Below are 23,888 nucleotides of genomic sequence, written 5' to 3'. Positions count from 1 at the left end.
CCACCATCAGCTAACAGCCGGCAGCTGATAGCAAATAGCTTACATAGAAATGGCTTGGTTTAAGCGTCAGGAGAAAGGCATTATTACGCCAACGGAGCAGAAAAAAGAAACCCCCGATGGCCTCTGGTACAAGTGTCCGGAGTGTGGCACCGTGAGCGACATGGGGGAGCACCGCCGCATGCTTCACACCTGCGCCAAATGCAACTACCACGACCGCATCGACTCTGCTGAGTACTTCGAGGTGCTGTTTGACAATAACCGTTTCACGGAGCTCGATGCCAATCTTTCCTCCGGCGACCCGCTGAATTTCATTGACACCAAAGCTTACCCGCAGCGCATCAGTGCTACGCAGCGCACCACCGGCCTGAAAGACGCCGTGCGCACGGCCCACGGTAAGATCAACGGCCTGGACTTGGTGGTAGCCTGCATGGACTTCAAATTCATTGGTGGCTCCATGGGCTCAGTAGTGGGAGAAAAGATTGCCCGCGCTATCGATTATGCCCGCCAGCACCGCATTCCGTTTTTGATGATCAGCAAATCGGGAGGCGCGCGCATGATGGAAGCCGGCTACTCGCTGATGCAGATGGCCAAAACCTCGGCCAAACTGGCCCTATTGGCCGAAGCTGGCGTGCCTTACATCTCGCTGCTCACCGACCCCACCACCGGCGGCGTGACGGCCTCTTATGCTATGCTCGGCGACTTCAATATCTCGGAGCCTGGTGCCCTCATCGGCTTCGCTGGTCCGCGGGTTATTAAAGAAACGATTGGTAAAGATTTGCCAAAGGGCTTCCAGAGCGCCGAATTTGTATTGGAGCATGGCTTTTTGGACTTCATCGTGGATCGTAAGCAGTTGAAGCAGAGGCTGACCGACCTGCTTACCATGCTGCAGCCCGCGACGGTTCCGGCTACGCCGAGCCTCAACGGTAACCGCCACTAGCATACTTCGGCACGCTTGTTGGTAAACCCCGTCCAGAAGCCTATTTGAGCTTCTAGACGGGGTTTTTTGCGATGTGCTCTTTCTTGTTAGCCGCATAGCGCACGGCTGCACTTACGACTAAACCCCAGGGTGTGCTGCGAACATTTTATGCATAAATGCAGTAAGTGCGGCTGAAACCCAACCATTGTTCTCTCTCAACCTTTCCTTTTAAGCACATGAAGTCATTTAAATCAATCCTTTCGCTGCTGGTGGTATTTGCGCTGCTGTTTAGCGCTTGCCAATCTTCGCGCACCGCCTCTACGAGCGCCCCCCGCGACCTGCCTACTGGCAACGGCTCTGGGGAGCGTAAAGACGGCATGAGCCGCACGGCTAAAGGTGGTATCATCGGTGCCGGCGGTGGTGCGGTAGCAGGCGGGGTACTGGGCCGCGTAATTGGCGGTAAGTCGGGTACGGCCGCAGGCGCCATCATTGGTGCCACAGTGGGTGGTGCTACGGGCGCCATCATCGGTCGCAAGATGGACAAGCAGGCCGAAGAACTGCAGCGTGACATGAAGAACGCCCGCGTAGAGCGCGTAGGTGAAGGCATCAAAATCACTTTCGACGCCGGCATCCTGTTCGACACGAATAAATCGGACCTCCGCCCGGCTTCGCAGACGGAAATTCAGCGCATGGCTGAAGTGCTGAAGAAGTACCCCGACACCAACATTTTGGTGGAAGGCCACACCGACAACACCGGTTCTGATGCTATCAACCAACCTTTGTCGGAGCGCCGCGCCCAGGCTGTGTCCAACTACACGCAGCAGCAAGGAGTAGAAGCTTCGCGCATTACTACTAAAGGCTTGGGTTCGACGGATCCGATTGCCGACAACACCACGGCTGAAGGCCGCCAAGCCAACCGTCGCGTAGAAGTGGCCATCTACGCCAACGAAAAGATGAAGAAGGCAGCCGAGCGCGGCGAACTGTAATCCGCGTCTCATTTCCTGCTTTAGCTTTGAAGACCGCGCCTCAGCGCGGTCTTCTTGTTTATAAACCATTCGCCCATGCCCAGCACTGCGATAAGCAATGTAACCTAAGGTGTAGGTGTTTGCGTTTTAGTCCAAGAATCTCGGCATTTATCAATATTCTAAACCGAGTACTCAAAACGCAAACGACCATGAAACTTCATAAAGCATTCATCGCAGCGGTACTATCGGTAGCGTTGTTTGGCGGCACGGCCGCCACGGCTCAGGCCCAGGATACCCAGCCTAAAAAGGGGTGGAGCAAAAAAGGTAAAGGTGCGGCCGTAGGTGCTGGCGCCGGTGCAGTCACGGGTGCCGTGGTAGCTGGTAAAGGCGACCGAGGCACAGGTGCCCTGGTTGGTGGTGCAGCTGGCGCCGTGGGCGGCGCGCTCATCGGACGTAAAAAAGACAAGAAGAAAGATCCTCAGCGCTACGAGCAGTACTCGCGCAAAGACTAATTAAAGCCGGTTCGCGCCGGTATTGTTAGTCAGAATAACATTCTGTGAGTGAAAGCCCTGCTGGCAACGGCAGGGCTTTTGCTTTTAAATTGGCAACAAGAATCTCACAGCCGCGTTTTAGGGCCACAATTCACTTTCCACGGGAGCATAGCTTTGGTACAGTTTGCGCAGAAGACAATGAAGCTATAGCTTCGGCCGTTAAAAACCTTAATTTCCTTTTCGCCCTTACTATCGGCAGGACTAAGTTTTAAATTTATTTGCTTAAAAAGCAGATGATTGGAAGGCTTGAAACGCACCTTCGGATAAGTTTGGCAAGGTGGTTGCCTACCACTAGGCAGCCCAGAGGTACTCCTCCGACAGAACCTTCACTCAACCCCTCTGGACTAATCAACCCAGAACCAAACCACACATTATGAACACGCTTCGTTCAACGTTCGCCTTACTGATGGCTTTTGTACTGCTGATGACCTCGGCTTCGGTACAGGCCCAAACGACTACTAAAGAGAAGAAACCAATGAGCAAAACCGCTAAGGGCGGTATCATTGGGGGCTTGGGCGGCGCCGCCGGCGGTGCTGTGCTGGGCCGCGTAATTGGCGGCAAGAAAGGCACCGCAGCCGGTGCCGTAATCGGAGCCGCTGTAGGCGGTGGCGCCGGTGCCCTGATCGGCCGTCGCATGGATAAGCAGGCCGAAGAGCTCAAGCGTGATATGGCCGGTGCCCGCGTAGAGCGCGTAGGTGAAGGCATCAAAATCACTTTCGACTCGGGTATTCTGTTTGCCAAGAACTCATCGGAACTGACCGCCGCTGCCCAAGAAAACATCGGCGTGCTGGCCACCACTCTCAAGAAGTACGGCGACACCAACGTGCTGATTGAAGGCCACACCGATAACACCGGTACCGATGCCATCAACGACCCGCTGTCGGTACGCCGCGCTCAGGCCGTAGCCAACTACACCATGAACCAGGGCGTAGAGTCGTCGCGTTTCGAAGTGAAAGGCTATGGCTCGAAGCAGCCGGTAGCTGACAACACCACTGAAGATGGCCGCCGTCAGAACCGTCGCGTAGAAGTAGCTATCTACGCCAACGAGAAACTGAAAAAAGCAGCCGAAAAAGGCCAGATCTAAGCCGGGCCGGCCAACGCCGCAGTCCCGTTGCTCATCCGGCGGTTTCCCTTAGGGGAGGCCGCCGGATTTTTTTGTTGTTAACTTCATAAAAAGATAATAGGGGCAGTAGATGGGTTACAAGCCTATATTTACTGCGTATGCCGTACTTCTACTTCTTGCGGCGTCGGGGCTTTTTGAGCTTGTGCAGCTTGCTGCTAGGGCTGGGAGTCGTGCCGGCGTTGGCCCAACCAACCTCAGCCCCCGCGGCCCCAACGCGAGCCTCCCAACAAGTCAACACGAAGGCGACTCCGCCACGCGGTCCAATTCGTCTGTTGCGCTCGGGCCCTATGGTGGGTTACTCCGAGATGCGCGAGGTGATGCTTTGGGTACAAACAACAGAGCCTGCTACCGCCCAAATAGAGTATTGGGAAAAAGGCAAGCCTGACCAACTGCACCGTACCGCCGAGGTAGAAACCACCGATGAAGCGGGTCTAACGGCACACTTGCTAGCTAATGCGGTGGAGCCTGGCCGCCGCTATGAATACGCACTATACTTGAACAACAAGAAAGTAGAGCGGCCGTACGCGCTGGAGTTTCAAAGCCAGGAATTGTGGCAATGGCGCAAGGACCCGGCAAATTTTCGCATTGCCATGGGCAGCTGCGTGTATGTAAACGAGGCAGCGTACGACCGCCCCGGCGAGCCTTACGGCAGCAACTACAGCATTTTCACGGCTATCGACCAGCAGAAACCTGACCTCATGTTGTGGCTGGGCGACAATACCTATTTGCGCGAAGTGGACTGGAACACGCGCACGGGCATCGTGCACCGTAACTCTCATACCCGGGCCCTTCCCCAGATGCAGTCCTTGCTGGGGCACACGCACAACTATGCGCTTTGGGACGACCACGATTACGGCCCCAATGATTCTGACCGCTCGTTTGCGCAAAAGCAACTCACGCTGGAAGCGTTCAAGATGTTTTGGGCGAATCCCAACTACGGACAAGGCGGAGGCGGCATCACCGGCACGTTTCAGTGGAACGACGTCCAGTTTTTCTTACTCGATGACCGATGGCTGCGTGCGCCCAATACCTTGCCAACAGCCAATGCCAGCTACCTCGGTGAGTCGCAGTTGCAGTGGGTAATCGATGCGCTGGCGGGCAGCTCCGCAACCTTTAAGGTTGTGGCCGTGGGCGGACAGGTACTGAACCCAGTGAAGGCGTTCGAAAATTACAGCAACTACGAGCAGGAGCGCCGCAAGCTGCTCGAAGCTATTGCGGCCGCTAAAGTACCCGGAGTGGTGTTTCTCAGCGGCGATCGGCACCACACTGAGCTGACGCGACTGGAGCGGCCCGGTGCCTATCCGCTTTACGACCTGACGGTGTCGCCGCTGACCAGCGGGCCGGCCTTCGGGGCCAAAGACGAGGCTAATACGGGCCGGGTGGACGGTACCTTGGTGATGCAGCGCAACTTCGCCATCGTGGATGTAACGGGGCCGCGCTTTGACCGACGCATGCAAATAAAAATCATGGACGCTACCGGTAAACTGCTTTGGGAGCGGGAATTGGCTTCCAAAGATTTGAAGTAGGGACCAACCGGTGCTGCAACCTGGGACCAAGCGCAGCGGTACACCTCTGCATGCCCATCACCGCCCTTGCCGCCGCTTACGACCTGACGCCCGCCCAAAAGACACTGGAAGACCACCAGATTCTGCACGCATTTTACGGGCCGCTGCCAGTAGCCCCGCGCCGCTCACCGATGCGCGAGCTGATCAGTACCGTTCTCTCGCACCGCACCACGCACCGCGACGAAGAGCTGGCTTACGACCGTATGCTGGAAGCCTTCGGAGATTGGCAGGGCGTAGAGCAGGCGCCTACGGCCGAGCTGGCACATGCCATCCGCACTACCCGCTGGCCCGATACGCAAGCACCGCGCATTCAGGAAATTTTACGCCGCATTAAGGCGGCGTTTGGCGACTACACGCTTGAGCCGCTGGCCGAGTGGCCTACTGAGCGCGCTCTAGCCTGGCTGACGGATATGCCCGGCATTGGGCTGAAAACAGCTTCGCTGGTGCTGCTCTTCAACTTCCAGAAGCCGGTGCTGCCGGTAGATACGCACGTGCATCGCGTGGCCCAGCGCGTGGGAATGATTGGATCGAAAGTGTCGGTGGAGAAAGCGCACCAGGTGCTGCTGGCCCAGCTTCCTGCTGATGCCGTGGAATTGCTGAATTTTCACAAGCACAACTATTGGCTGGGACAGCACATTTGCTTCTTCACCAAGCCCAACTGCCCGGTGTGTCCGCTTAAGGGCATCTGCAACTACTATCTGGAGCACTACGGCCCGGCCGATGCTGCCGCGCTGGCCGCTGTGCCGCCGCAGTGGGACGGGGAGAAGCTGCACTGAAGCCACGTAGAACGCGGCTCTTTTGAAGCACATCAGCTGCTTGCCCTAGCATTCCCAACACTGTCAGCCAGAAACTGTGGTCTATCTTTGAGCCATGCGCCTCGTTCGTCACCCGGTCTTGTGCAACTACTACGTCACCTATCGGTGCAATGCCAAGTGCTCGTTTTGTGACATCTGGGAAAAGCCTTCGCCCTACATTCAGCTAGCCGATGTAGCGCAAAATCTGCGCGACCTGAAGCGGCTGGGCGTATCGGTTATCGATTTTACGGGCGGTGAGCCGCTGTTGCACCGACAGCTGCCGGAGTTCTTGGCTTTGGCCCACGATATGGGCTTTATCACCACCGTCACCACCAACGGCCTGCTGTATCCCAAATACGCCGAGCGGCTGCGCGGCAAGGTGGATATGCTGCATTTTTCCCTTGATTCCAGCGACAAAGAGCAGCACGACCGGGGCCGCGGGGTAGCTTGTTTTGCTTTCGTGCTCGAAAGCATTCGGGTAGCCAAAGAATTGGGGGAAAGGCCTGATATCCTGTTTACCGTTTTCCGCCAAAACCTGCACCAGCTGGAAGCGGTGTACCGTGACATCACCCAGCCCAACGGGCTGATGCTGATTATTAATCCCGCTTTCGAATACAACGGTGTAGAAACCGGCGAGCAACTTACGGCCGAAGAACTCAGCTTTCTGTCGGCTTTCGGCAAGCGCCCCGGCGTGTATTTAAACGAAGCCTTCATCCAGCTCCGGCGCGACGGCGGGAACCACGTAGCTACGCCCGTATGCCGGGCCGCAAGCACCACGCTGGTCATTTCGCCTTCCAATGAACTGGTGTTGCCTTGCTACCACCTTGGTACCAAGGCCTTCCCCATCGAAGGCAAACTTCACGACCTCTACCGTTCAGAAGAGGTGCAGCAACTGGCTGCGCTGGAAGGGCGTTTGCCGCAATGCGAAGGCTGCACCATCAATTGCTATATGCAGCCGAGCTTCGCCGTCGAAACCAGCAAATACTTCTGGCAAGCCTTGCCCAGCACGCTCAAATACAATTGGTACAAAGGCACCTGGAAACGGATGCTCACGCGGTAACAAGGGTAAGTATTACTTGCTTCATAAGCCATCGGGGCGGCACTAAGCTGCCGAATTATTCACTTTCCAACCACTTTTGCGCATGCCTCCGCTCATTCTGCCCGTGCAAGACAAGCATCCCCAACTGGGCCCCGATTGCTTCGTGGCTGATAATGCCACCATCGTCGGTGATGTGCAGATGGGCGCCGAATGCACCGTATGGTTTAATGCCGTGGTGCGCGGCGACGTAAATGCCATCCGCATCGGCGAGAAGACCAACATCCAAGACGGGGCCGTGATTCACTGCACGTATCAGCGGGCGGCTACCACCATCGGCTCACGCGTGAGCATTGGCCACAACGCCATTGTGCACGGCTGCACGGTAGAAGACGATGTGTTGGTGGGTATGGGCGCCATCGTGATGGACAATGCCGTGGTGGGCCGTGGGTGTATCATTGCGGCCGGGGCCATTGTGCTGGAAAACACGATTTGCGAGCCAGGCTACCTCTATGCAGGCGTACCAGCTAAGAAGATCAAGCCCGTGACTGAGCAGCAAACCCAGAACATGGGCCGAACTGCCGACAACTATGTGATGTACGCCGGCTGGTTTAAAAGCTAATTCGACTGGGCCATAAACTAAGCGCCCCGCGCTGCCGATGTACTGGCGGCGCGGGGCGCTTGGTTTATAGGCTCATCTTATTCCTCCAAGTCTGGCATGTCGCCGGCAGCCTGGCGGTCGGCTAGTTCGAGTACGCGGAGCTGTACCAGTTCCACGGCCCGGCGCGAGCGGTTCAGGATGCGGAACTCGTAGTTTTCGAACACGGCCACGTCGCCGATTTCTGGAATGGTGCCGTAGATGACGTTCACAAGACCACCCACGGTTTCGTAGTCGTCGCCTTCGGGCAAGGCGAAAGGCAGAAACTCGTTGGCGTCGCTGATGGCAGTGGCCGCATTGACGCGGTATTCCAGCTCCGACACCTTTTCCACCACGGGTACCTCGTTGTCGTACTCGTCCTGAATTTCGCCTACCAGTTCCTCCATGATATCCTCGATGGTGACAATGCCCGACACGCCGCCGAACTCATCCGATACAATGGCCATATGCAGGTGCTTGCGCTGAAACTGGCGTAGCAGGCGGTTAATCTTCTTGGTTTCGGGCACGAAGAAGGCCGGGCGCATGATTTTGGCTAGGTTGATTTCCTCACCCCGGCGAATCAGCGCGAACATGTCCTTCACGTACAGGATGCCCACGATGTTGTCGATGTTGTCTTCGTACACCGGAATGCGCGAGTAGCCCTCGTTAAAGGCCGCTTCCACGATTTCCTCTTCCGTAGAGTTGACATCGATGGCCGAAATTCGGGTGCGCGGCACCATGATCTGCTTCACCATCCGGTCGTTGAACTGGAAGACGTTCTCAATCAGCTCGTGCTGCGACTCCTGAATCTCGCCGCTCTGCTTGCTTTGATCAATCAGCAGACGCAGCTCCTCCGCAGTGTGCACCTCCGATTCTGATACTGTTTGAAAGCCCATCAACCGCAGAATGCCGTTGCTGAGCTTGTTCATCACCCAGATCAGCGGGAACGTAGCGTAGTAGAAAGCCTGCAGCGGGCCGGCCACTACCAAGCTCACGGTTTCAGAACGTTGAATAGCCAACGACTTCGGAACCAATTCGCCCAACACGATGTGCAGCAGCGTAATCAGACCAAACGAAATGGGTAAAGCTATGCTGTGAGCAGCCGCCGGCGTCAAGTTGTAACCGAGCTGGTGCATGATAGCCACCACAATTTCGGATACTACGCCTTCGCCTACCCAACCCAAGGCCAGCGAAGCCAGCGTAATGCCTAGCTGCGTAGCCGATAAGTAGGCGTCGAGGTTTTGGACGAGGCGTAAAGTCAGCTTGGCAAAACGGTTGCCGGACTGCGCCTTTAGTTCTATTTGAGAAAGACGGACCTTGACGATGGCAAACTCGGCGGCGACAAAAAAGCCATTCGCCAAAACCAACAGAAGGGTCCAAAGGATGTTTAAGCCCATAGATGCAGAGACCACCGGCACCCGCGGTTCGTCCCTGTATGAAACAAAAGTACGAGAATCCGCTCAAGCGGTTCGGGCGACGTGCCCAAGTGCGGGATGCAACGGTTAGCGTAACTTTGTTTCTTCTGCGGAAATTCCAGATTCCATATGTTTTTACGAATCATTTCCTGGCTGAGCTGGGCGTTGCTGCTCACGGGGAGCGTACCTGCCGCGGCTCAGATTCAGGAACCCACCAAGCTGAGCACCACGGTCAGCAAAACCACCGCCAAAGTAGGCGAGGAGGTCGAGCTGGTCGTTAATGCTCGTATTGACCCGACGTGGCACCTCTATGCCACTGACTTCGACCCCGACCTTGGACCGACTGTTTTTACCTTTAACTGGACCAAAGCCCCAGCCTACGAGCTGCTAGGCGCGCCCAAGTCGGTAGGCTCGAAAAAAAAGTTTGATACTATCTTCAAAGGCGACGTCACCTACTTCGAAAACACTGGTCAGATCCGGCAACGGGTTCGGCTACTGCAGCCCGGCACCATCACCATCAAAGCCGATGCCGACTTCCAGAGTTGCACCGATACCGATGGCCGTTGCATTCCGGGGCAACAGGCGCTGAACTTCGGTCCCATCGAAGTGACTGGCGCGGCAACGACGCCTACAGCCCCAGCCACCGCTGCGTCTGGCCCTGCAGTAACCGCTATAACGCCGAGCAACTCCGCTGCTCCCACATCAGCTACGGGGCCTGCAGCCGCGCCAGCCGCGGTAGATACAGCCGCAGGTGCCGGTGCACCGGAGCAAGCACCAACCGCCGTTGCAGCGGCGCCGGGGGCCGCGGAAAAGCCCTTTGCCGAGGCCGTGTCTGCCGACTCCACGTCACAACCGTCGCTGGGGCTGCTAGAGTACATGCTGCTGGCTTTTGGCGCGGGCTTGCTAGCCGTACTTATGCCGTGCGTGTATCCTATGCTACCCATGACGGTATCGTATTTTACTGGTACGAGTGGTTCGAGGGCGCAGTCAGTAGCCAAAGCATTGGTTTACGGTCTATCTATTATCGCCATTTACACGAGTGCAGGCGTGTTGTTGAGCCTGCTGCTGGGTGCCGATGCCGCCAATGTTATCAGCTCGCACTGGCTGCCCAACCTGGTTTCCTTCGGCATTTTCGTGCTGTTTGGTTTGTCGTTTCTGGGCTTGTTTGAAATTCAAGCACCTTCAGGCTTAGTGAATAAGGTAGACCGGCAGGCCGATAAAGGCGGCTGGTCGGGCCTGTTCTTTATGGCCGCCACGCTAGTGTTGGTGTCCTTTTCCTGCACGGTACCCTTTGTGGGTACCGTCGCTATTGCCTCGGCGGGCGGGGAACTGTTGCGCCCTACATTGGGCATGATGAGCTTCGCCTTGGCCTTTGCGTTGCCTTTCGTGTTGTTTGCGCTGTTTCCATCGTGGCTCAAGAGCATACCGCGCTCGGGTGGCTGGCTGAATACGCTTAAGGTCACGATGGGCTTCGTGGAGTTGGCCTTGGCGTTCAAGTTTCTGAGTTCCGCCGACCTGTCCTATCACTGGGGCCTGTTGCCCCGGGGCTTGTTCATTGCCATCTGGGCAGTACTGGCCGGCTTGCTGGGACTGTACCTGTTGGGCTTCATCCGCTTGCCGCACGATGATGAAAGCACCCGCGTAAGTGTGCCGCGTCTACTACTGGCCGGGGCAGCCTTTACGTTCATGCTGTACTTAGTGCCGGGCTTGTTTGGGGCGCCGCTGCCGGCTTTGTCGGCTCTGGTACCGCCGCCCAGCCGCCACGATTTTAACCTAGGGGCGCCCGCAGCCCTTGCCATTCCCGCCAGCACCAGCACTGGCGCCACGGAACAGTGCGAGCCGCCGCGCCACGCAGAGTTCCTGGAGTTGCCGCACAACCTGAACGGGTACTTCGATCTAAAACAGGCCTTGGCCTGCGCCAAGCAACTTAACAAGCCCGTATTTGTGGACTTCACTGGCCACAACTGCGGCAACTGTCGCCTGATGGAGGCATCGGTGTGGTCCGACCCGCAGGTGTTGAAGCGTCTGCGCCAGGATTACATTGTGGTGGCGCTGTACGTGGATGACAAGACCGAGCTACCCCAAACCGAGTGGTTTACCTCCAAACGCGACGGTCGGGTAAAGAAGGCCATCGGTGAACAGAATCTGGATTTTGAAATCGACCGGTTCGGGGCCAATGCGCAGCCGTATTACGTGCTGTTGTCGCCCGACGGCGAAAAACTCGTAGAGCCCGTAGCTTACGAGTCGGATGTCAACCGCTTTGTACAGTTTCTGGATGCCGGATTGCAACGGCACCGTGCGCGGCAGGCCGTGGTAGCCCGCTAATTTTTCCCTTCTCTCACCTGCCTATCTATGAAGAAGCTACTGTATTTGTTGCCGCTGGTGTGGTTCGGCATTGGCGCAGCCCAGGCCCAAACTCCCGCAAACCCTGCCAGCACATCCAAGCAAGCCGCAGCTGATCCAACACGTATTACGCTGGTTATCCACGGCGGGGCAGGTACCATCACGCGCCAGAACATGACGGCGGAACAAGAAAAAGCCTACCGTGAAGCCATGACCCTTGCGCTGCAAACCGGCTATGCCGTGCTGCAAAAAGGGGGTACCTCGCTCGATGCGGTAGAGGCTACGGTGCGGGTAATGGAAGACTCGCCGCTTTTTAATGCTGGCAAAGGTGCCGTGTTTACCCACGAAGGACGCAATGAGCTAGACGCGTCCATTATGGATGGTAAAAGCCAGCGGGCAGGCTCAGTTGCGGGCGTTACTACTGTGCGTAATCCTATTACGGCGGCCCGTGCCGTAATGGAAAAGTCTGAACACGTAATGATGGTTGGACCTGGTGCCGAGCAGTTCGCCAAGGAGCGTAACCTGGAAATTGTTGAGCCCAGCTACTTTTACACGGAGGCTCGCTATAAGCAATTGCAAAAGGCTGTGGCCTCCGAGAAAGGTGCGGTTACCGATCAACTTAACACGCCTACCAAAGCAGCCGCCCCTGCTGCCACGCCGGCTACCGACTCTAAAAAAGCCAAGTCCAAACAAAAAGCTGGTAAGCCCCAAAGCTTCACCGAGCCGCCTATTTTTATCGAAGGCCGCAAATACGGTACCGTGGGCGCTGTAGCGCTTGATCAGTTTGGTAACCTGGCTGCGGCTACTAGCACCGGAGGCATGACCAACAAGCGCTACGGTCGGGTAGGGGATGCACCCATCATCGGTGCGGGTACTTATGCCGACAATGAATCTTGCGCTATTTCCTGCACCGGTTGGGGTGAGTACTTTATTCGGGCTACTGTGGCGCGCGATATTGCGGCCCGCATGGAGTACGGCAAACAGCCCCTGCAGCAGGCTGCCCAAGCGGCCATTGATAAGGTGGCCAAGTTAGGTGGAGATGGCGGCCTTATCGGGCTTGATCGTCAAGGCAACATCACAATGCCCTTCAACACCGAAGGCATGTACCGAGGGTACATAAAAGCGAATGGGCAAACGGAAATCCTTATCTATAAATAGAGCGCCCAATAAAAAAGCTGCTGCGAAGTTGAGACTTTGCAGCAGCTTTTTTATTGATCCAGAACGCTTGGTCAAGAAAAACTTAAGTTAAACCTGTAACTAAATGCTCCTTTCGGTGTCATTAATGCAATGCCTGTCCTGTTAAAGGAAAAGTCAGTTGTAACTCCTGATAATCTTACCTTGACCCGCGAAGGCACAAAAAAGGCGGCACCCACCCAGATGCCGCCTCTTATGAAGGACGCACCCACCCAGATACGTCCTGTTTTTTCCCTCCTCACATGGTCCACCCAAGTTGTAGAAGAAGGATTCGAACCTTCCAAAACGAGCCGTTCATTATTGGTGTACGGCCTTGTTTTCCCAAAGAATGGCGACAAAAGTTGGTTTGTCGCCATTGTTCTACAAAATTTGCAACGCCGACTGCGTTGTATTGAGACAAATGTAATAGAGGAATTCAAATTCTAAAATTATTTCATCGTGAATCTATAATTTTTACACAGTTTTTGGAAAACGGCACTCTCTTTTGCAACATTTGCAAGCAACTCCTTTTAAAATGTCCCGGAATTACGAACTTGACGACACCGACCGCAAAATTTTAGCCTTGTTGCTCGACGATGCTAAAATGCCTTATACAGAAATTGCGCGTCGAGTGCATGTGTCAGGTGGCACTGTACACGTACGCATGGCTCGTTTGGAGGAGCTAGGTATTGTGCGGGGAGCTACCTTAAAGATTGACTACGCCAAGCTTGGCTACGGAGTAAATGCTTTCTTGGGCATTTACCTGCTTAAGAGTTCGGTATACGCCAGCGTTGCCGAACAACTCCGCGATATACCCGAAGTGGTCAGCATTCACTTTACTACAGGAGCATATGGTGTCTTTGCCCGTTTGGTTTGCCGTGATACTCAACACCTGCGCGACGTGCTTCACGACAAGATTCAACTGATAGAGGGGATTGAGCGCACCGAAACGCTCATCTCGCTGGAAGAAACCCTCAATCGGCCTATCCAACTTCAGTAGTTCTGCTTCTTTTTGAGGCAACTAGAACGCCGCTGACCCCTACTGAAACAAGGGTTAGCGGCGTTTTACTTATTCCTAGGAAGTAGGACATATGAAAATAAAAAGAATATGTTTTGCTTTTATTATTTCATTTACTCGTTAATGGTACTATTATTACCTGAAATTGATCTAGAGCAAGGTTCTGCCTAGCTAGATCAGCCTCTTGACCACCCGCCCTAATTAGCATTCCTGCCATGTATTCTTTGCCGCTTTATTGCCATCGTACCCTTAGGGGTGTCGTGGAGTGTAATAGCTTACACAATGGGACATGTTGGGAGACTTGTAGTTCCGCTTGTTGGAGGAGAAATTTTACGGAAGCCTAAGGCAGATGCCAATCAGCCGATTTCGACTGTCTAAGTGAAGCTGCAAGTTTTGACTCAGGTGTCGCCAAAGGTTAATTGTCTTACGGTTTTGGATTATTGTTATAATGACAATGACCATTACAATTAAAGATCCGTAAGACCTTGGCAGAACCAGATTCGGCAAGAAGCGAATGATAGACAGCCATTGGCTGCGATGTTCATCGAATTTGGTTCGTCCGTTAATCTCACCTCACAAGGGGCTAAGGAAATCTTGATAACTAAAATTTTGTTAACAATTCTTTGATAATCAGGGTTATTAGTCAAATACTCATTGAGTAAGAAAGTCTTTATAGATCTGAGTTCAAACATGAAATCAGCTGAATAGCAGCTGATATATTGCAAAAAATGTTGCACCCACGCCCCTGCTTCGTGTAGGTGGAGACGAAGCGGGACTAGGTGCAAATGCGTCGCCAATGAAAAAAGGCGCGCAACGTCGGCCGTGGGTGGCGCCACGGTCGACGTTAATTTTTGTAAAAAACCGTGTTGTTTGGCTTTTACTTCGAGTTGCGTAGCGTATATTTCGGAACGGTTGTCCACATTGTTTGGTCATGAAACTCTTGCTAGCTGCATTATTAGTCTGCGGCGGCGCACCAGTAGTGGTGGCCCAGAGCCTCCCTGCCGTGTACCTGAATGAGCAGAACCTGGAAACCGTACCCGATAGCGCAACGCACTACCGCGTAATCGAGCAGCGGCTGGAGGCAGGCCTGCATCCCATGCGGGAATATGCTATGAATGGCACGCTGTTGCTCCGTGGTTACCTTGTTAGTATAGATCCACCGGTGCGTAGCGGGCTGTTTACCTGGTATTACCCGACGGGTGCCAAAGCAAGCCAAGTACACTTTCAAGACGATCAACCGGAAGGCGTATACGTGTCGTGGCACGAAGACGGCAAGGTGCAGGAGCGCGGCGAGTTTCACCTTGGTGAGCGAACCGGTCGTTGGTTAAGCGTGCATCGTAATGGGCAGCGACGCTCAACAGGCACTTACCTAGCCAGCCGGCCTTTCGGCGAATGGCGTTTTTACTATAACAATGGACAAACGGCGGCCGTGGAGCGCATCGAGCGGGGCCAGCCAATTGCCCTTACGCTTTATAATGAAGATGGAAGCCGCTCGGAAGGGCTGCCTACTCGCCGGCAGGCACCAACGTTTCCGGGCGGGGAACAAGCGTTGGTAGAATACCTTGCCCGGCAAACCAACTATCCCAAGGAGGCCCGCCGCAAAGGCATCACAGGCAAAGTATATGTGAGTTACACAGTGGGTGAGGACGGCAAGGTCAGCCAAGTGCGCGTACTGCGCGGCCTCTCACCGGATACTGATCTAGAGGCCAAACGCGTAGTCGAAAGCTTGCCACGCTTTAGGCCCGGCAAGGAATACAACGTGCCTACTAGCTTCACCTATACCGTACCCATTTATTTTGCGCCGCAGTTTCACCTTTTCGGCGGACCAAAACCGCCACCGGCTGCGCCAGTCGAAGCTCGGGCCAACTGGTAACAACACCACGGGCCCCGCTACCTACAGAAGGTGGCGGGGCCCGTGGTGTTGTTAGGCAATTTGATTAGGCTGTAACCTGGGCGTCGAGCTTTTGAGCCAGCACGTGCTTCGGTACAGCGCCTACTTGCTTGTCGACTACTTGGCCGTTCTTAAACACCAGCAGTGTAGGAATGCTGCGGATGCCGAACTTCATCGAGGTCTGTGGGTTTGCGTCAACGTCGACCTTACCGATAACGGCGCGGCCTTCGTATTCGCCGGCCAGTTCTTCTACTACCGGGCCTACCATGCGGCAGGGGCCACACCATTCGGCCCAGAAGTCCACCAGCACGGGCTTATCCGAGTTGATGATTTCGTCGAAGTTGGCGTCAGTGATTTCAATGGCTTTATGTCCCATTGTCGTATTCAGTTAGTGAAAGTGGGTTCTTTGTTGATTACTCCGCTTACGCAGGATGGGCGCGCAAGGTAGCAGATTGTGTCAAACATGAGGACAAGCCGAAAGTTTGACGCAGCGTAGCCTATTCACTGTGGCAGTTTTCAACAGACCAGATTAAGCCAAGCCAATGGTTTAATCTCGTTACTGCGGGCTTAGATCAACTGGCAAGCGTCAATTTCCATCTCGCGCATCTTGAAGATGAACGACTTTGGCTCGATGCGATATTTGCGGGAGTAGGTGTCCACCGTCAGGTGCTCATGCGGTTCTGCAAACTTGATTTCCAGCTTTTTGGAGCCGGCACATTCTTCCACGGCTGACATAAACCGGTCCATGAAGGGCTCGGTAATGGTGCGCAGATCAAGCTGTACACGCACACCGTTAGCCAGCTTCTCGGCCACGTTGAACAGCGGCTCCATGGTCATGATCTTGAACTCGTACTGATCGGAGTCGCGGAAGCGCGGGGCATACTTACCGCGGATGAACATGGGCGGAATCTGCTCCTTGTCGTAGTTGCGCGGGTTGATGATGTTGGAAAACTTCGTGTAGTCGTCGCGGAACAAGGCCAGGTTCAGCGACGAGTCGTAGTCTTCGATGTTGAACGACACGAAGGGCTGCCCAGTCTTCGTCGTTTTGAACATCACGTTCGAAATGAGCCCGGCCACGTTGATGTCGCGGTTTTTGTACGTCTCGATTTTATCGAGCGAACAAGTGCAGTAGGAGCTCATTTCCAGCTTGTAATCGTCGAGGGGGTGGCCCGAGAGGTAAAATCCTACCACTTCCTTTTCCCGACGCAGCTGTTCGGTAGTCGGCCAGGGTTCCATGTCGGCCACCTTTGGGAGCGGCATGGCTACGGCCCCGAAGGCTCCGCCGCCAAACAGGCTCTGCTGGGCCGAGTCCTGATCGGCCTGGTGCTGCTGACCAAGCTTGACCGCTTTGTCGATGAGGTTTTGGTCACCGCCGGGCGCTTCCACAAACTGCCGGCGGTGGTAGCGTTCAAACGAATCGAAAGCACCGGCCAGCGCCAAGCTTTCAAAGGTTTTCTTGTTGACGGCGCGCAGGTTCACGCGCTTGGCAAAGTCGAAAATATCCGAGTACGGCCCCTTTTTCTCCCGCTCAGCCACGATGTTCTCGATGGCCGCTTCGCCGGCGCCCTTCACTGCGGCCATGCCGAAACGGATCTGGCCCTTTTCGTTCACGTTGAACTTCAGCACCGATTCGTTTACGTCGGGGCCGAGTACCTGCACGCCCTGCCGGCGGGCTTCCTCGATAAAGAAGGTTACCTTCTTGATGTCCGACATGTTGTTGGTCAGTACCGCCGCCATGTACTCGGCGGGGTAGTTGGCCTTCAAGTAGCCAGTCTGATAAGCAACCACCGAGTAAGCGGCGGAGTGGGAGCGGTTGAAGCCGTAGGCCGCAAACTTCTCCATCACGTCGAAGACTTCGTTGGCCTTCTTCTCCGAAATGTTGTGCAGCTCCTTGGCCCCTTTGCAGAATTTCTCCCGCTCCTGAGCCATCTTCTTCATGTCCTTCTTACCCATGGCGCGGCGCAGCAGGTCGGCGCCGCCCAGGGAATAGCCGGCCAGGATCTGGGCGGCCTGCATGATCTGCTCCTGGTACACCATGATGCCCTGAGAGTAGTTCAGAATGGGCTCCAGCAAGTCGTGCGGGTATTCGATTTCCTCGCGCCCGTGCTTACGGTTGATGAAGTTCGGAATGAACTGCATCGGGCCCGGGCGGTACAGGGCGTTCATGGCAATCAGGTCCTCGATGTTCGTCGGCTTGAGGTCCTTGAGGTACATGCGCATGCCCTCGGATTCGAACTGGAACGTGCCGATGGTGTCGCCGCGCTGGTACAGCTCGTAGGTCTTTGGGTCGTCGAGCGGGATGTCGTCGATGTTGATGTCGACGCCGTGGTTCTTCTTGATGAGCGTAAGGGCGTCCACAATAATCGTGAGCGTCTTCAGGCCCAAGAAGTCCATCTTCAGCATCCCCGCCGACTCGATGACCTTGCCGTCGAACTGCGTCACCAAGAGGTCCGAGTCCTTCGAGGTGCTGACCGGAATGTACTTGGTGATGTCGTCCGGGGCGATGATGACGCCAGCAGCGTGAATGCCGGTGTTGCGTACCGAGCCTTCCAGCTTCTCGGCCAAGCGCAGGATGTGCCCGCGCAGGTTGTCCGGCGCATCGTCGCGGCGGATCATGTCCAGCTCCTGGTTTTCAGCGAAAGCCCCGGCCAGCGTCGTGCCGGGCTTTTCGGGCACCATTTTGGCCAGCTCGTTGGTCTGGGGCAACGGTAGCTCCATGGCCCGCGCTACGTCCTTGATGGAGGACTTGGCGGCCATCGTACCAAAGGTGATGATCTGCGCCACCTGCGTCTTGCCGTACTTATCTACCACGTAATCGATAACGCGCTGGCGGTTCACGTCGTCGAAGTCGATGTCTATATCAGGCATCGACACGCGCTCGGGGTTCAGGAAACGCTCGAACAGCAACGAATACTTAATCGGGTCGATGTTGGTGATGCCGATGCAGTAGGCCACCGCCGAACCGGCGGCCGAGCCACGGCCCGGACCCACGGCCACGCCCATGTCGCGCCCGCGGTTGATGAAATCCTGTACAATGAGGAAGTAGCCCGCGAAGCCCATCGTTTCGATGATGCGCAGCTCGTAGTCGAGGCGCTCATCGATTTCGGGCGTGCGCTCGGTATAGCGCGGTCGGTCGCCTTCGTACGCACCCTTAAAGGTCAGGTAGCGCAGGTAGGAGTCGGCGGTAGGGTGTTCGGCCGGCAGCGGGAAATTGGGCAGCAGAATATCGCGCTGCAGCTTCGGCGGCGTGATCTTATCAACAATTTCGTTTGTGTTGTCCAGGGCCTCGGGCACATCGGCGAAGAGCACGCCCATCTCGGCCTGAGTCTTGAAGTAAAACTGGTCGTTGGGGAAGCCAAAGCGCGTCTTGGGCTTGGGCATCTGCATTTCCTCGTCTATGCGCATGAGCTGGCGGCGCACTTGGTCGTCGCGGCCGGCGAGGGGGCGCAGGTTGTCCAGGTGGTCGTAGAGTACCTCGTTCTGCCCCGAAATCAAACGGAAGTATTTGGTCTGAAAATCACCAACCGGGATGCTGTACTCCTCGCCGGTGTTCACGCACAACAGCAGATCGTGTGGGGCAAAGTCCTTCTGATCGACGTAGTGGGAGTCGTTGGTGCAGATTACCTTGATGTTGTACTTCTTGGCCCACTTCAGCAACACTTGGTTCAGGTCCTCCTGGCTTTTACCAGTGCTGTCGATATTCATCAGCCCGTGCCGCTGAATTTCGAGATAGTAGTCGTCACCGAACACATCGAGCCACCACTTCAGCAGCTTCTCGGCTTCTTCCTCCGATTTCCATAACAACGCCTGCGGAATCTCCGCACCGATGCAGCAGCTGGTGGCAATCAACCCCTCGTGGTATTGCAGCAGCAGCTCTTTATCAATGCGCGGGTACTTGGAGTACACGCCCTCGATGAAGCTCATGGAGCAGAGCTTGGCCAGGTTCTGGTATCCGGCTTGGTCCTTGGCCAGCAGCAGCTGGTGGTGGCGCACGTCCCGCTCACCCTTTTCGCGGCTGAAGGTTTTCTTGTGCCGGTCTTCCACCAGGTAAAACTCGCAACCCACGATGGGCTTCACGTTGTACTTGTTGGCCTCGGCCACGAAGTTGAACGCCCCGAACATGTTGCCGTGGTCAGTGAGAGCTACGGCGGGCATGCCGTCGGCCTGGGCTTTCTTCATCAGCGCGCTGATGCTGGCCTGGCCGTCGAGCAGGGAGTATTGGGTGTGGCAATGGAGGTGCGAGAACGTGGGCATGGCAAGCTTAGCCGGCGCATTAGGGCGCCGAACCGAGAGTAAAGTTACCGCCGGGGCAGGGGAAAGGAAACGTTGCGGCGGCCGATGTTTTTGTTATGTCGGAACAAACAAATTGGGGGGCTTCGTGCACGAGGCAGCCCGGAATTTGCCGCAACGGGCCTATGCACTATCTGCGCGGCAACCGTGGTGTTGGATTTGTGGGAACCAGCTTGGAAAAGGCTGATTCGATTACTTTTAGGGCCGAGTGTTTCCGGTAGCACAAAGCAGCGTTGGCTAAGAAAGCCTTATCCACTAAGTGGCTGAAGTTGCTGGCGAACCGTATTAATACTCAGCAGGCAATAAGTAAATGCATGCGCAGTTCTTTTGCAGAGCCGGGTGGCGTGTGCGCCTGTAAAGTTGATTTTTAGAGAACAGAATAACCCGACGATGAAACTGTTAGGCCCACTTACCGACCCTGTTTACCAACAACCGGAGTACTATTCCCGCCTTGATCAGGGGCTGTTGCGCTTCTGCCAGGACAAGCGCGACCTGCCGTTCATGCGCTTGATATTAAATATCACCCTTACCCTCATCCCGCTGGCAGTGCTGCTGTATATGCCGGGCTTGCCGAATGCGTTGTGGTGGGCAGCGGCTGTGACTTACCTTTTCCTGAACAACATCACCTTCAAAGGCCCCTTTGGGCTGATGCTGCACTGCACCTGTCACCGCCTTCTGTTCAAGAAAAAGTACGGGTACATGAACCACTATTTGCCGTGGGTAATCGGACTGTTCTTTGGACAAACGCCCGAGACGTACTTCACTCACCACATGGGCATGCACCACGCCGAAAACAACATGCCGAACGATACCAGCTCGACCATGCGCTATCAGCGGGATTCGGTCTGGAGCTTTCTGCATTACTTGGGTGCATTTATTACCATTGGCATTATTGACCTGTCCAGCTACTTCATTAAGACCAAAAAGCACAAGTTTCTTGTCCGTTCCATCCGGGGTGAGGTGTTCTTTTTTGCCTTGTGCATAGGCTTGAGCTTCGTCAACTGGCCCGCTACGCTGGTAGTGTTTATCCTGCCGTTTCTGATTTCGCGGGTAATCATGATGCTCGGCAACTGGACTCAGCACGCCTTTGTCGACCCCGCCGCTCCTGACAACGAATACCGTAACAGCATCACCTGCATCAATACCAAGTACAATCACAAGTGCTGGAACGATGGCTACCACACCAGTCATCACCTCAAGCCGGCACTGCACTGGACCGAACACCCCCATCAGTTTCGCAAAACGGTGGACGAGTACGCCGCGAATGAGGCCATTGTATTTGACGGCATTCACTTTCTGCACGTATTTGCGTGGCTGATGTTTAAGCGTTACGATTTGATGGCCAAGCACTTCGTGAATCTCGGTAGCCGTTATAACTCCGATGCTGAAGTCATTGAATTGCTAAAGCAACGTACCCAGCGCATAGCGCCTCCAACGCAGATGGCAGCCGCTGCATAGGCTCGGTTCCGGGTTCAGACTCACTTCAGTTCGGCGTGCTTGACGTTGCTTCCATGCGATTATTTGGTAGCGTCCTAGAAGTGGAAATGCGTCATCAGAGCTTCGCAGATACTTTCTGTCAGTTTGCAGAAAATGACTCACTATTATGATGGGAACTGCTAGCCACAACCAATAGAAGCAGCAAAGGCGGCCCCTCGGGGCCGCCTTTGTTTATAATACATCATCACGGCTATTTTGCCGGTCGGATAACCAGGACCTCGCCGGGGCGCACGTTGAAATCGGGCTTGCCATTCCAGTCCATGATTTCCTTAATCGTTACCCCATACTTGCGCGAGATGCCATACATCGATTCGCCAGCCCCAACGGTGTGTTTAATGGTGCCGGTGCTAACTACTGCGGGCGTAGTACCAGCAGTGGGAGTCGGGGCGGCAGGGGGGGCGCTGGCCGGCTTTGGGGCAGCAGTTGGTGTAGCAGGCGCGGTGGAGGCTGTAGCGGGTGGCGCTAGCAGCAGTACCTGCCCAATGCGCAGCGAAGGGCTTGGCGGAAGCTCGTTCCACTGAATGATGTCGGCCGGGCGCAGGGCAAAACGGCGCGCGATTGAGTACAGGTTCTCGCCCTTCTCCACTACGTGCTGGCCGTTGGCGGGTATTGGCTCCACTTTCGTCGGCGGTACGGGCGCGGCCGGCGGCTGCACCGCAGGGCGCGGTGTGGTGGCTACCGGCTGAGTTGCAGCCGGGGCCGCCGGGGCAGGAGCCGGATTAGCCGGGGCAGAAGTAGGTGCAGCGGGTTTGGGGCTAGCCGGCGCGGGATTAGCGGGCTTCGCCAGAGGTGGAGCTGTAGCCACCGGCTTGCTGACCGTTACTGACTCAACGGAAGCTTCCTCGGTATCGGTGGGCTCGTCGGCTACGGGTGTTGATGGCGGTAGAGCTTTAGTTGGAGCTTGGCCGGTGTAGACCCCACGCTCCGTAGTCGGGGCAGGGGCTGATGCAGGCTTGGTGGTTACTACTGGCGCCGATTCCGAAGAAACCTCCTCGTTTATGTTTTCCACTGCGGCATCGGCCGCACTTTCGTCTGGCGTTGATTGGTCAGCTTCGGCGGGAAGAGCTGGGGCAGGAGTAGCCGGAGCTGTAGCTACCGGCTTGGAGACAGGCTCTGGTGCCTTGGGTTTAACTGCCGTAGCCGCTGGTGTGGACTCTACCGCCGCTGTGCCGCTGGGGCGTTCGAGAGCAGCAGCCACCGCGCCGGTTTTATCCTGTACAAATTCTACCGCTACCTCGCGGGGGCGGGTGTGTTGCAGCCACAGCAGTCGTCCGGCCTGTAGGGTTTCATTGGCCGCCATGCGGTTTTTGCTTCGGATAGCACGGCTGCGCACCCCGTACTTTTGCGACACGGCATCCACTGTTTCGCCCGTTTGAGCCACGTGGTATTCCACGGCCGCCTTGTCGCGCTTTTTCTGCACGAAATAAGGCTGCCCAACCACAATGTTGTCGAAGGCGCGCAGATCGTTGAACTGCATGAACTTGCGCAGTTTCAGGCCAGCCCGGCGGGCTAAGTCTTCCTTCGATTCACCCGGCAGCGCTACCACCGCCCGCAAACCATTCACGGTCACGAAGGCCGCGTTAGTCGGGTCGGTTTCGGGCTTTACTACCAGCTTCGTGGCATTCTGGCGCTGCTGCACGGCCATGGCCAGCAGCTGCAAGGAGTCCGTAACCGGCACCAGCGCGGTGTAAGCTTTGTCGGTGGGTACGGCCGTGGCCAGCAGCCAGCGGTTGTGCTTGCTCATCTCGGCCGGACTAACCTGGATGGCTTGGGCCAGCGCAGCCAGCGGTTGCCCACCGATGGCAGGGTACTCGCGCAGCATCATGGCCGGGCGCGGGTTGGCCCCAATAGCGGGTTCGTAGGCAATTTTGTGCGCCAAGAAAGTCAGCACGTAGGGGTGCGTCTTCTCCGAAACGGGCATTTCGGTGGCGTTGGCGTCGGTCGGCAGCGTATACGGCTTCACGCCGCTGGGTCCGAGGTTGTAGCTCAGCAGGGTGTGCAGCCAGTTCTGGTACAGGCGCTGGCTGCGCTGCAGGTACTTGGCCGCGCCGCGAGTGCCCATCACCAAGTGCTTCCGCTCATCGATGTAATCATTCACGGTCAGGCCGAAGTCAATGGCGGCTTCGCGCTTGAACTGCCAGTAGCCCACGGCGTCGTGGATGCTCTGGGCATCGCCCTGCAAGCCGCTTTCCTGCAGGCACAGGTAGCGAAAATCAAGCGGCACGCCTTCTTCCTGCAGCACCCGATCGATGATGGGAAATGCGGCATCGGCCAGTGCTACTCGCGCCTGAAACGACGACGGGTGCCGACGAAGGGCATCTACTTTCTGCTGCACCGCCGCTTTGCCTCCCTCAGTAAGACGCAGGCGCAAGCCCGCAAACTGAATTTCGGCAGGAACGGGTACCGTAGCCAAGGTGGTGGAGGCCGCAGGAGCCGTCTTTTTGGGCAGGCCTTGGGCCGCGCCCAGCAGGGGCATGGTCCAAAGTAGTACAGGCAGCAGTCGTTTCATAAGCAAGCTGAGCAGTGAAACCGGCACCGCGCAGTACTCCGGCCGGTATCTCAGTCTACAAAGTAGGCGAAAAAATCGCCGGAAAAGAGCTGTTTTAGGCTCTATTTCAAGCCTAAGCAAGCTGCAAGCGCTGTTTTGTGCTGGTTTCAGTATCCCGATGCCGGG

The 23,888-nt window shown here is 55.9% G+C and carries 18 protein-coding genes; 14 read left to right on the top strand and 4 right to left on the bottom strand.

Annotated elements, in window-relative coordinates:
- Positions 1-49 precede the first annotated feature (49 nt).
- The 8 genes from accD (at position 50) to AC5FXY_RS00540 (ending at position 7,572) form a co-directional block, all read left to right on the top strand.
- Entirely contained in the window at positions 50-937 is an 888-nt protein-coding gene (gene accD, locus AC5FXY_RS00575; RefSeq protein ID WP_493554682.1) for an acetyl-CoA carboxylase, carboxyltransferase subunit beta, read from the top strand.
- Positions 938-1,152: 215 nt separating this feature from the next.
- Complete coding sequence (locus AC5FXY_RS00570) at positions 1,153-1,902, top strand: YiaD family glycine zipper/OmpA-like lipoprotein (RefSeq protein ID WP_493554681.1); 750 nt, start codon at positions 1,153-1,155, stop codon at positions 1,900-1,902.
- Positions 1,903-2,090: 188 nt separating this feature from the next.
- Positions 2,091-2,393, top strand: coding sequence for a YMGG-like glycine zipper-containing protein (locus AC5FXY_RS00565; protein WP_493554680.1), 303 nt, complete (start codon positions 2,091-2,093; stop codon positions 2,391-2,393).
- 412 nt (positions 2,394-2,805) lie between these two features.
- Positions 2,806-3,516: a YiaD family glycine zipper/OmpA-like lipoprotein gene (locus AC5FXY_RS00560; protein WP_493554679.1), complete on the top strand. Its 711-nt coding sequence runs from the start codon at positions 2,806-2,808 to the stop codon at positions 3,514-3,516.
- A gap of 137 nt (positions 3,517-3,653) precedes the next feature.
- Positions 3,654-5,081 carry an alkaline phosphatase D family protein gene (locus tag AC5FXY_RS00555; protein WP_493554678.1) on the top strand — a complete coding sequence of 476 codons (1,428 nt, stop codon included), beginning with the start codon at positions 3,654-3,656 and terminating at the stop codon, positions 5,079-5,081.
- Between the two features lie 50 nt (positions 5,082-5,131).
- On the top strand, positions 5,132-5,896 hold the full coding sequence (locus tag AC5FXY_RS00550; RefSeq protein WP_493554677.1) for an endonuclease III domain-containing protein: 765 nt from the start codon (positions 5,132-5,134) through the stop codon (positions 5,894-5,896).
- 94 nt (positions 5,897-5,990) lie between these two features.
- Positions 5,991-6,974 carry a radical SAM protein gene (locus tag AC5FXY_RS00545; protein ID WP_493554676.1) on the top strand — a complete coding sequence of 328 codons (984 nt, stop codon included), beginning with the start codon at positions 5,991-5,993 and terminating at the stop codon, positions 6,972-6,974.
- Between the two features lie 82 nt (positions 6,975-7,056).
- Positions 7,057-7,572 (top strand): gamma carbonic anhydrase family protein, encoded by a 516-nt coding sequence (locus tag AC5FXY_RS00540; RefSeq protein ID WP_493554675.1) that lies wholly within the window; start codon positions 7,057-7,059, stop codon positions 7,570-7,572.
- A 77-nt stretch (positions 7,573-7,649) separates the two neighbouring features.
- Here AC5FXY_RS00540 and AC5FXY_RS00535 read toward each other — a convergent pair whose 3' ends face one another.
- Positions 7,650-8,984 carry a hemolysin family protein gene (locus AC5FXY_RS00535; protein ID WP_493554674.1) on the bottom strand — a complete coding sequence of 445 codons (1,335 nt, stop codon included), beginning with the start codon at positions 8,982-8,984 and terminating at the stop codon, positions 7,650-7,652.
- 147 nt (positions 8,985-9,131) lie between these two features.
- Between AC5FXY_RS00535 and AC5FXY_RS00530 the strand changes: the two genes are divergently transcribed.
- The 5 genes from AC5FXY_RS00530 to AC5FXY_RS00510 all read left to right on the top strand — a co-directional run bounded on the left by AC5FXY_RS00530 (position 9,132) and on the right by AC5FXY_RS00510 (position 15,409).
- Positions 9,132-11,327: a protein-disulfide reductase DsbD family protein gene (locus AC5FXY_RS00530; protein ID WP_493554673.1), complete on the top strand. Its 2,196-nt coding sequence runs from the start codon at positions 9,132-9,134 to the stop codon at positions 11,325-11,327.
- A 27-nt stretch (positions 11,328-11,354) separates the two neighbouring features.
- A complete protein-coding gene (locus tag AC5FXY_RS00525; protein WP_493554672.1) occupies positions 11,355-12,503 on the top strand; it encodes an isoaspartyl peptidase/L-asparaginase family protein in 1,149 nt (382 codons plus the stop codon).
- 129 nt (positions 12,504-12,632) lie between these two features.
- Positions 12,633-12,965 carry a hypothetical protein gene (locus AC5FXY_RS00520; RefSeq protein WP_493554671.1) on the top strand — a complete coding sequence of 111 codons (333 nt, stop codon included), beginning with the start codon at positions 12,633-12,635 and terminating at the stop codon, positions 12,963-12,965.
- Between the two features lie 88 nt (positions 12,966-13,053).
- Positions 13,054-13,518: an Lrp/AsnC ligand binding domain-containing protein gene (locus AC5FXY_RS00515; RefSeq protein WP_493554947.1), complete on the top strand. Its 465-nt coding sequence runs from the start codon at positions 13,054-13,056 to the stop codon at positions 13,516-13,518.
- Positions 13,519-14,467: 949 nt separating this feature from the next.
- Positions 14,468-15,409, top strand: a complete 942-nt coding sequence (locus AC5FXY_RS00510) for a TonB family protein (protein ID WP_493554670.1) — start codon at positions 14,468-14,470, stop codon at positions 15,407-15,409.
- Between the two features lie 64 nt (positions 15,410-15,473).
- On the opposite strand, the gene trxA is transcribed toward AC5FXY_RS00510, so the two are convergent.
- On the bottom strand, positions 15,474-15,803 hold the full coding sequence (gene trxA, locus AC5FXY_RS00505; protein WP_059072360.1) for a thioredoxin: 330 nt from the start codon (positions 15,801-15,803) through the stop codon (positions 15,474-15,476).
- 191 nt (positions 15,804-15,994) lie between these two features.
- Positions 15,995-19,681 carry a DNA polymerase III subunit alpha gene (gene dnaE / locus AC5FXY_RS00500; RefSeq protein ID WP_493554669.1) on the bottom strand — a complete coding sequence of 1,229 codons (3,687 nt, stop codon included), beginning with the start codon at positions 19,679-19,681 and terminating at the stop codon, positions 15,995-15,997.
- Positions 19,682-20,107: 426 nt separating this feature from the next.
- Here dnaE and AC5FXY_RS00495 point away from each other — a divergent pair, with 426 nt between their 5' ends.
- On the top strand, positions 20,108-21,175 hold the full coding sequence (locus AC5FXY_RS00495) for a fatty acid desaturase family protein (protein WP_493554668.1): 1,068 nt from the start codon (positions 20,108-20,110) through the stop codon (positions 21,173-21,175).
- A gap of 229 nt (positions 21,176-21,404) precedes the next feature.
- Here AC5FXY_RS00495 and AC5FXY_RS00490 read toward each other — a convergent pair whose 3' ends face one another.
- Entirely contained in the window at positions 21,405-23,723 is a 2,319-nt protein-coding gene (locus tag AC5FXY_RS00490) for a LysM peptidoglycan-binding domain-containing protein (RefSeq protein ID WP_493554667.1), read from the bottom strand.
- Positions 23,724-23,888: the final 165 nt, after the last annotated feature.

The sequence above is a fragment of the Hymenobacter sp. FMD4 genome, assembly GCF_058932745.1.
The sequence above is the reverse complement of the archived record's forward strand: the minus strand, read 5'-3'. Positions and strand labels throughout refer to the sequence as shown.

Coding starts and splice junctions, on each gene's coding strand:
- AC5FXY_RS00565 (WP_493554680.1), top strand. CDS start 2,091: ATGAAACTTCATAAAGCATTCATCGCAGCGGTACTATCGGTAGCGTTG.
- AC5FXY_RS00520 (WP_493554671.1), top strand. CDS start 12,633: ATGCCTGTCCTGTTAAAGGAAAAGTCAGTTGTAACTCCTGATAATCTT.
- AC5FXY_RS00530 (WP_493554673.1), top strand. CDS start 9,132: ATGTTTTTACGAATCATTTCCTGGCTGAGCTGGGCGTTGCTGCTCACG.
- AC5FXY_RS00570 (WP_493554681.1), top strand. CDS start 1,153: ATGAAGTCATTTAAATCAATCCTTTCGCTGCTGGTGGTATTTGCGCTG.
- AC5FXY_RS00550 (WP_493554677.1), top strand. CDS start 5,132: ATGCCCATCACCGCCCTTGCCGCCGCTTACGACCTGACGCCCGCCCAA.
- AC5FXY_RS00535 (WP_493554674.1), bottom strand. CDS start 8,984: ATGGGCTTAAACATCCTTTGGACCCTTCTGTTGGTTTTGGCGAATGGC.
- AC5FXY_RS00525 (WP_493554672.1), top strand. CDS start 11,355: ATGAAGAAGCTACTGTATTTGTTGCCGCTGGTGTGGTTCGGCATTGGC.
- AC5FXY_RS00545 (WP_493554676.1), top strand. CDS start 5,991: ATGCGCCTCGTTCGTCACCCGGTCTTGTGCAACTACTACGTCACCTAT.
- AC5FXY_RS00510 (WP_493554670.1), top strand. CDS start 14,468: ATGAAACTCTTGCTAGCTGCATTATTAGTCTGCGGCGGCGCACCAGTA.
- AC5FXY_RS00560 (WP_493554679.1), top strand. CDS start 2,806: ATGAACACGCTTCGTTCAACGTTCGCCTTACTGATGGCTTTTGTACTG.
- dnaE (WP_493554669.1), bottom strand. CDS start 19,681: ATGCCCACGTTCTCGCACCTCCATTGCCACACCCAATACTCCCTGCTC.
- AC5FXY_RS00495 (WP_493554668.1), top strand. CDS start 20,108: ATGAAACTGTTAGGCCCACTTACCGACCCTGTTTACCAACAACCGGAG.
- AC5FXY_RS00515 (WP_493554947.1), top strand. CDS start 13,054: ATGTCCCGGAATTACGAACTTGACGACACCGACCGCAAAATTTTAGCC.
- trxA (WP_059072360.1), bottom strand. CDS start 15,803: ATGGGACATAAAGCCATTGAAATCACTGACGCCAACTTCGACGAAATC.
- AC5FXY_RS00555 (WP_493554678.1), top strand. CDS start 3,654: ATGCCGTACTTCTACTTCTTGCGGCGTCGGGGCTTTTTGAGCTTGTGC.
- AC5FXY_RS00540 (WP_493554675.1), top strand. CDS start 7,057: ATGCCTCCGCTCATTCTGCCCGTGCAAGACAAGCATCCCCAACTGGGC.
- accD (WP_493554682.1), top strand. CDS start 50: ATGGCTTGGTTTAAGCGTCAGGAGAAAGGCATTATTACGCCAACGGAG.
- AC5FXY_RS00490 (WP_493554667.1), bottom strand. CDS start 23,723: ATGAAACGACTGCTGCCTGTACTACTTTGGACCATGCCCCTGCTGGGC.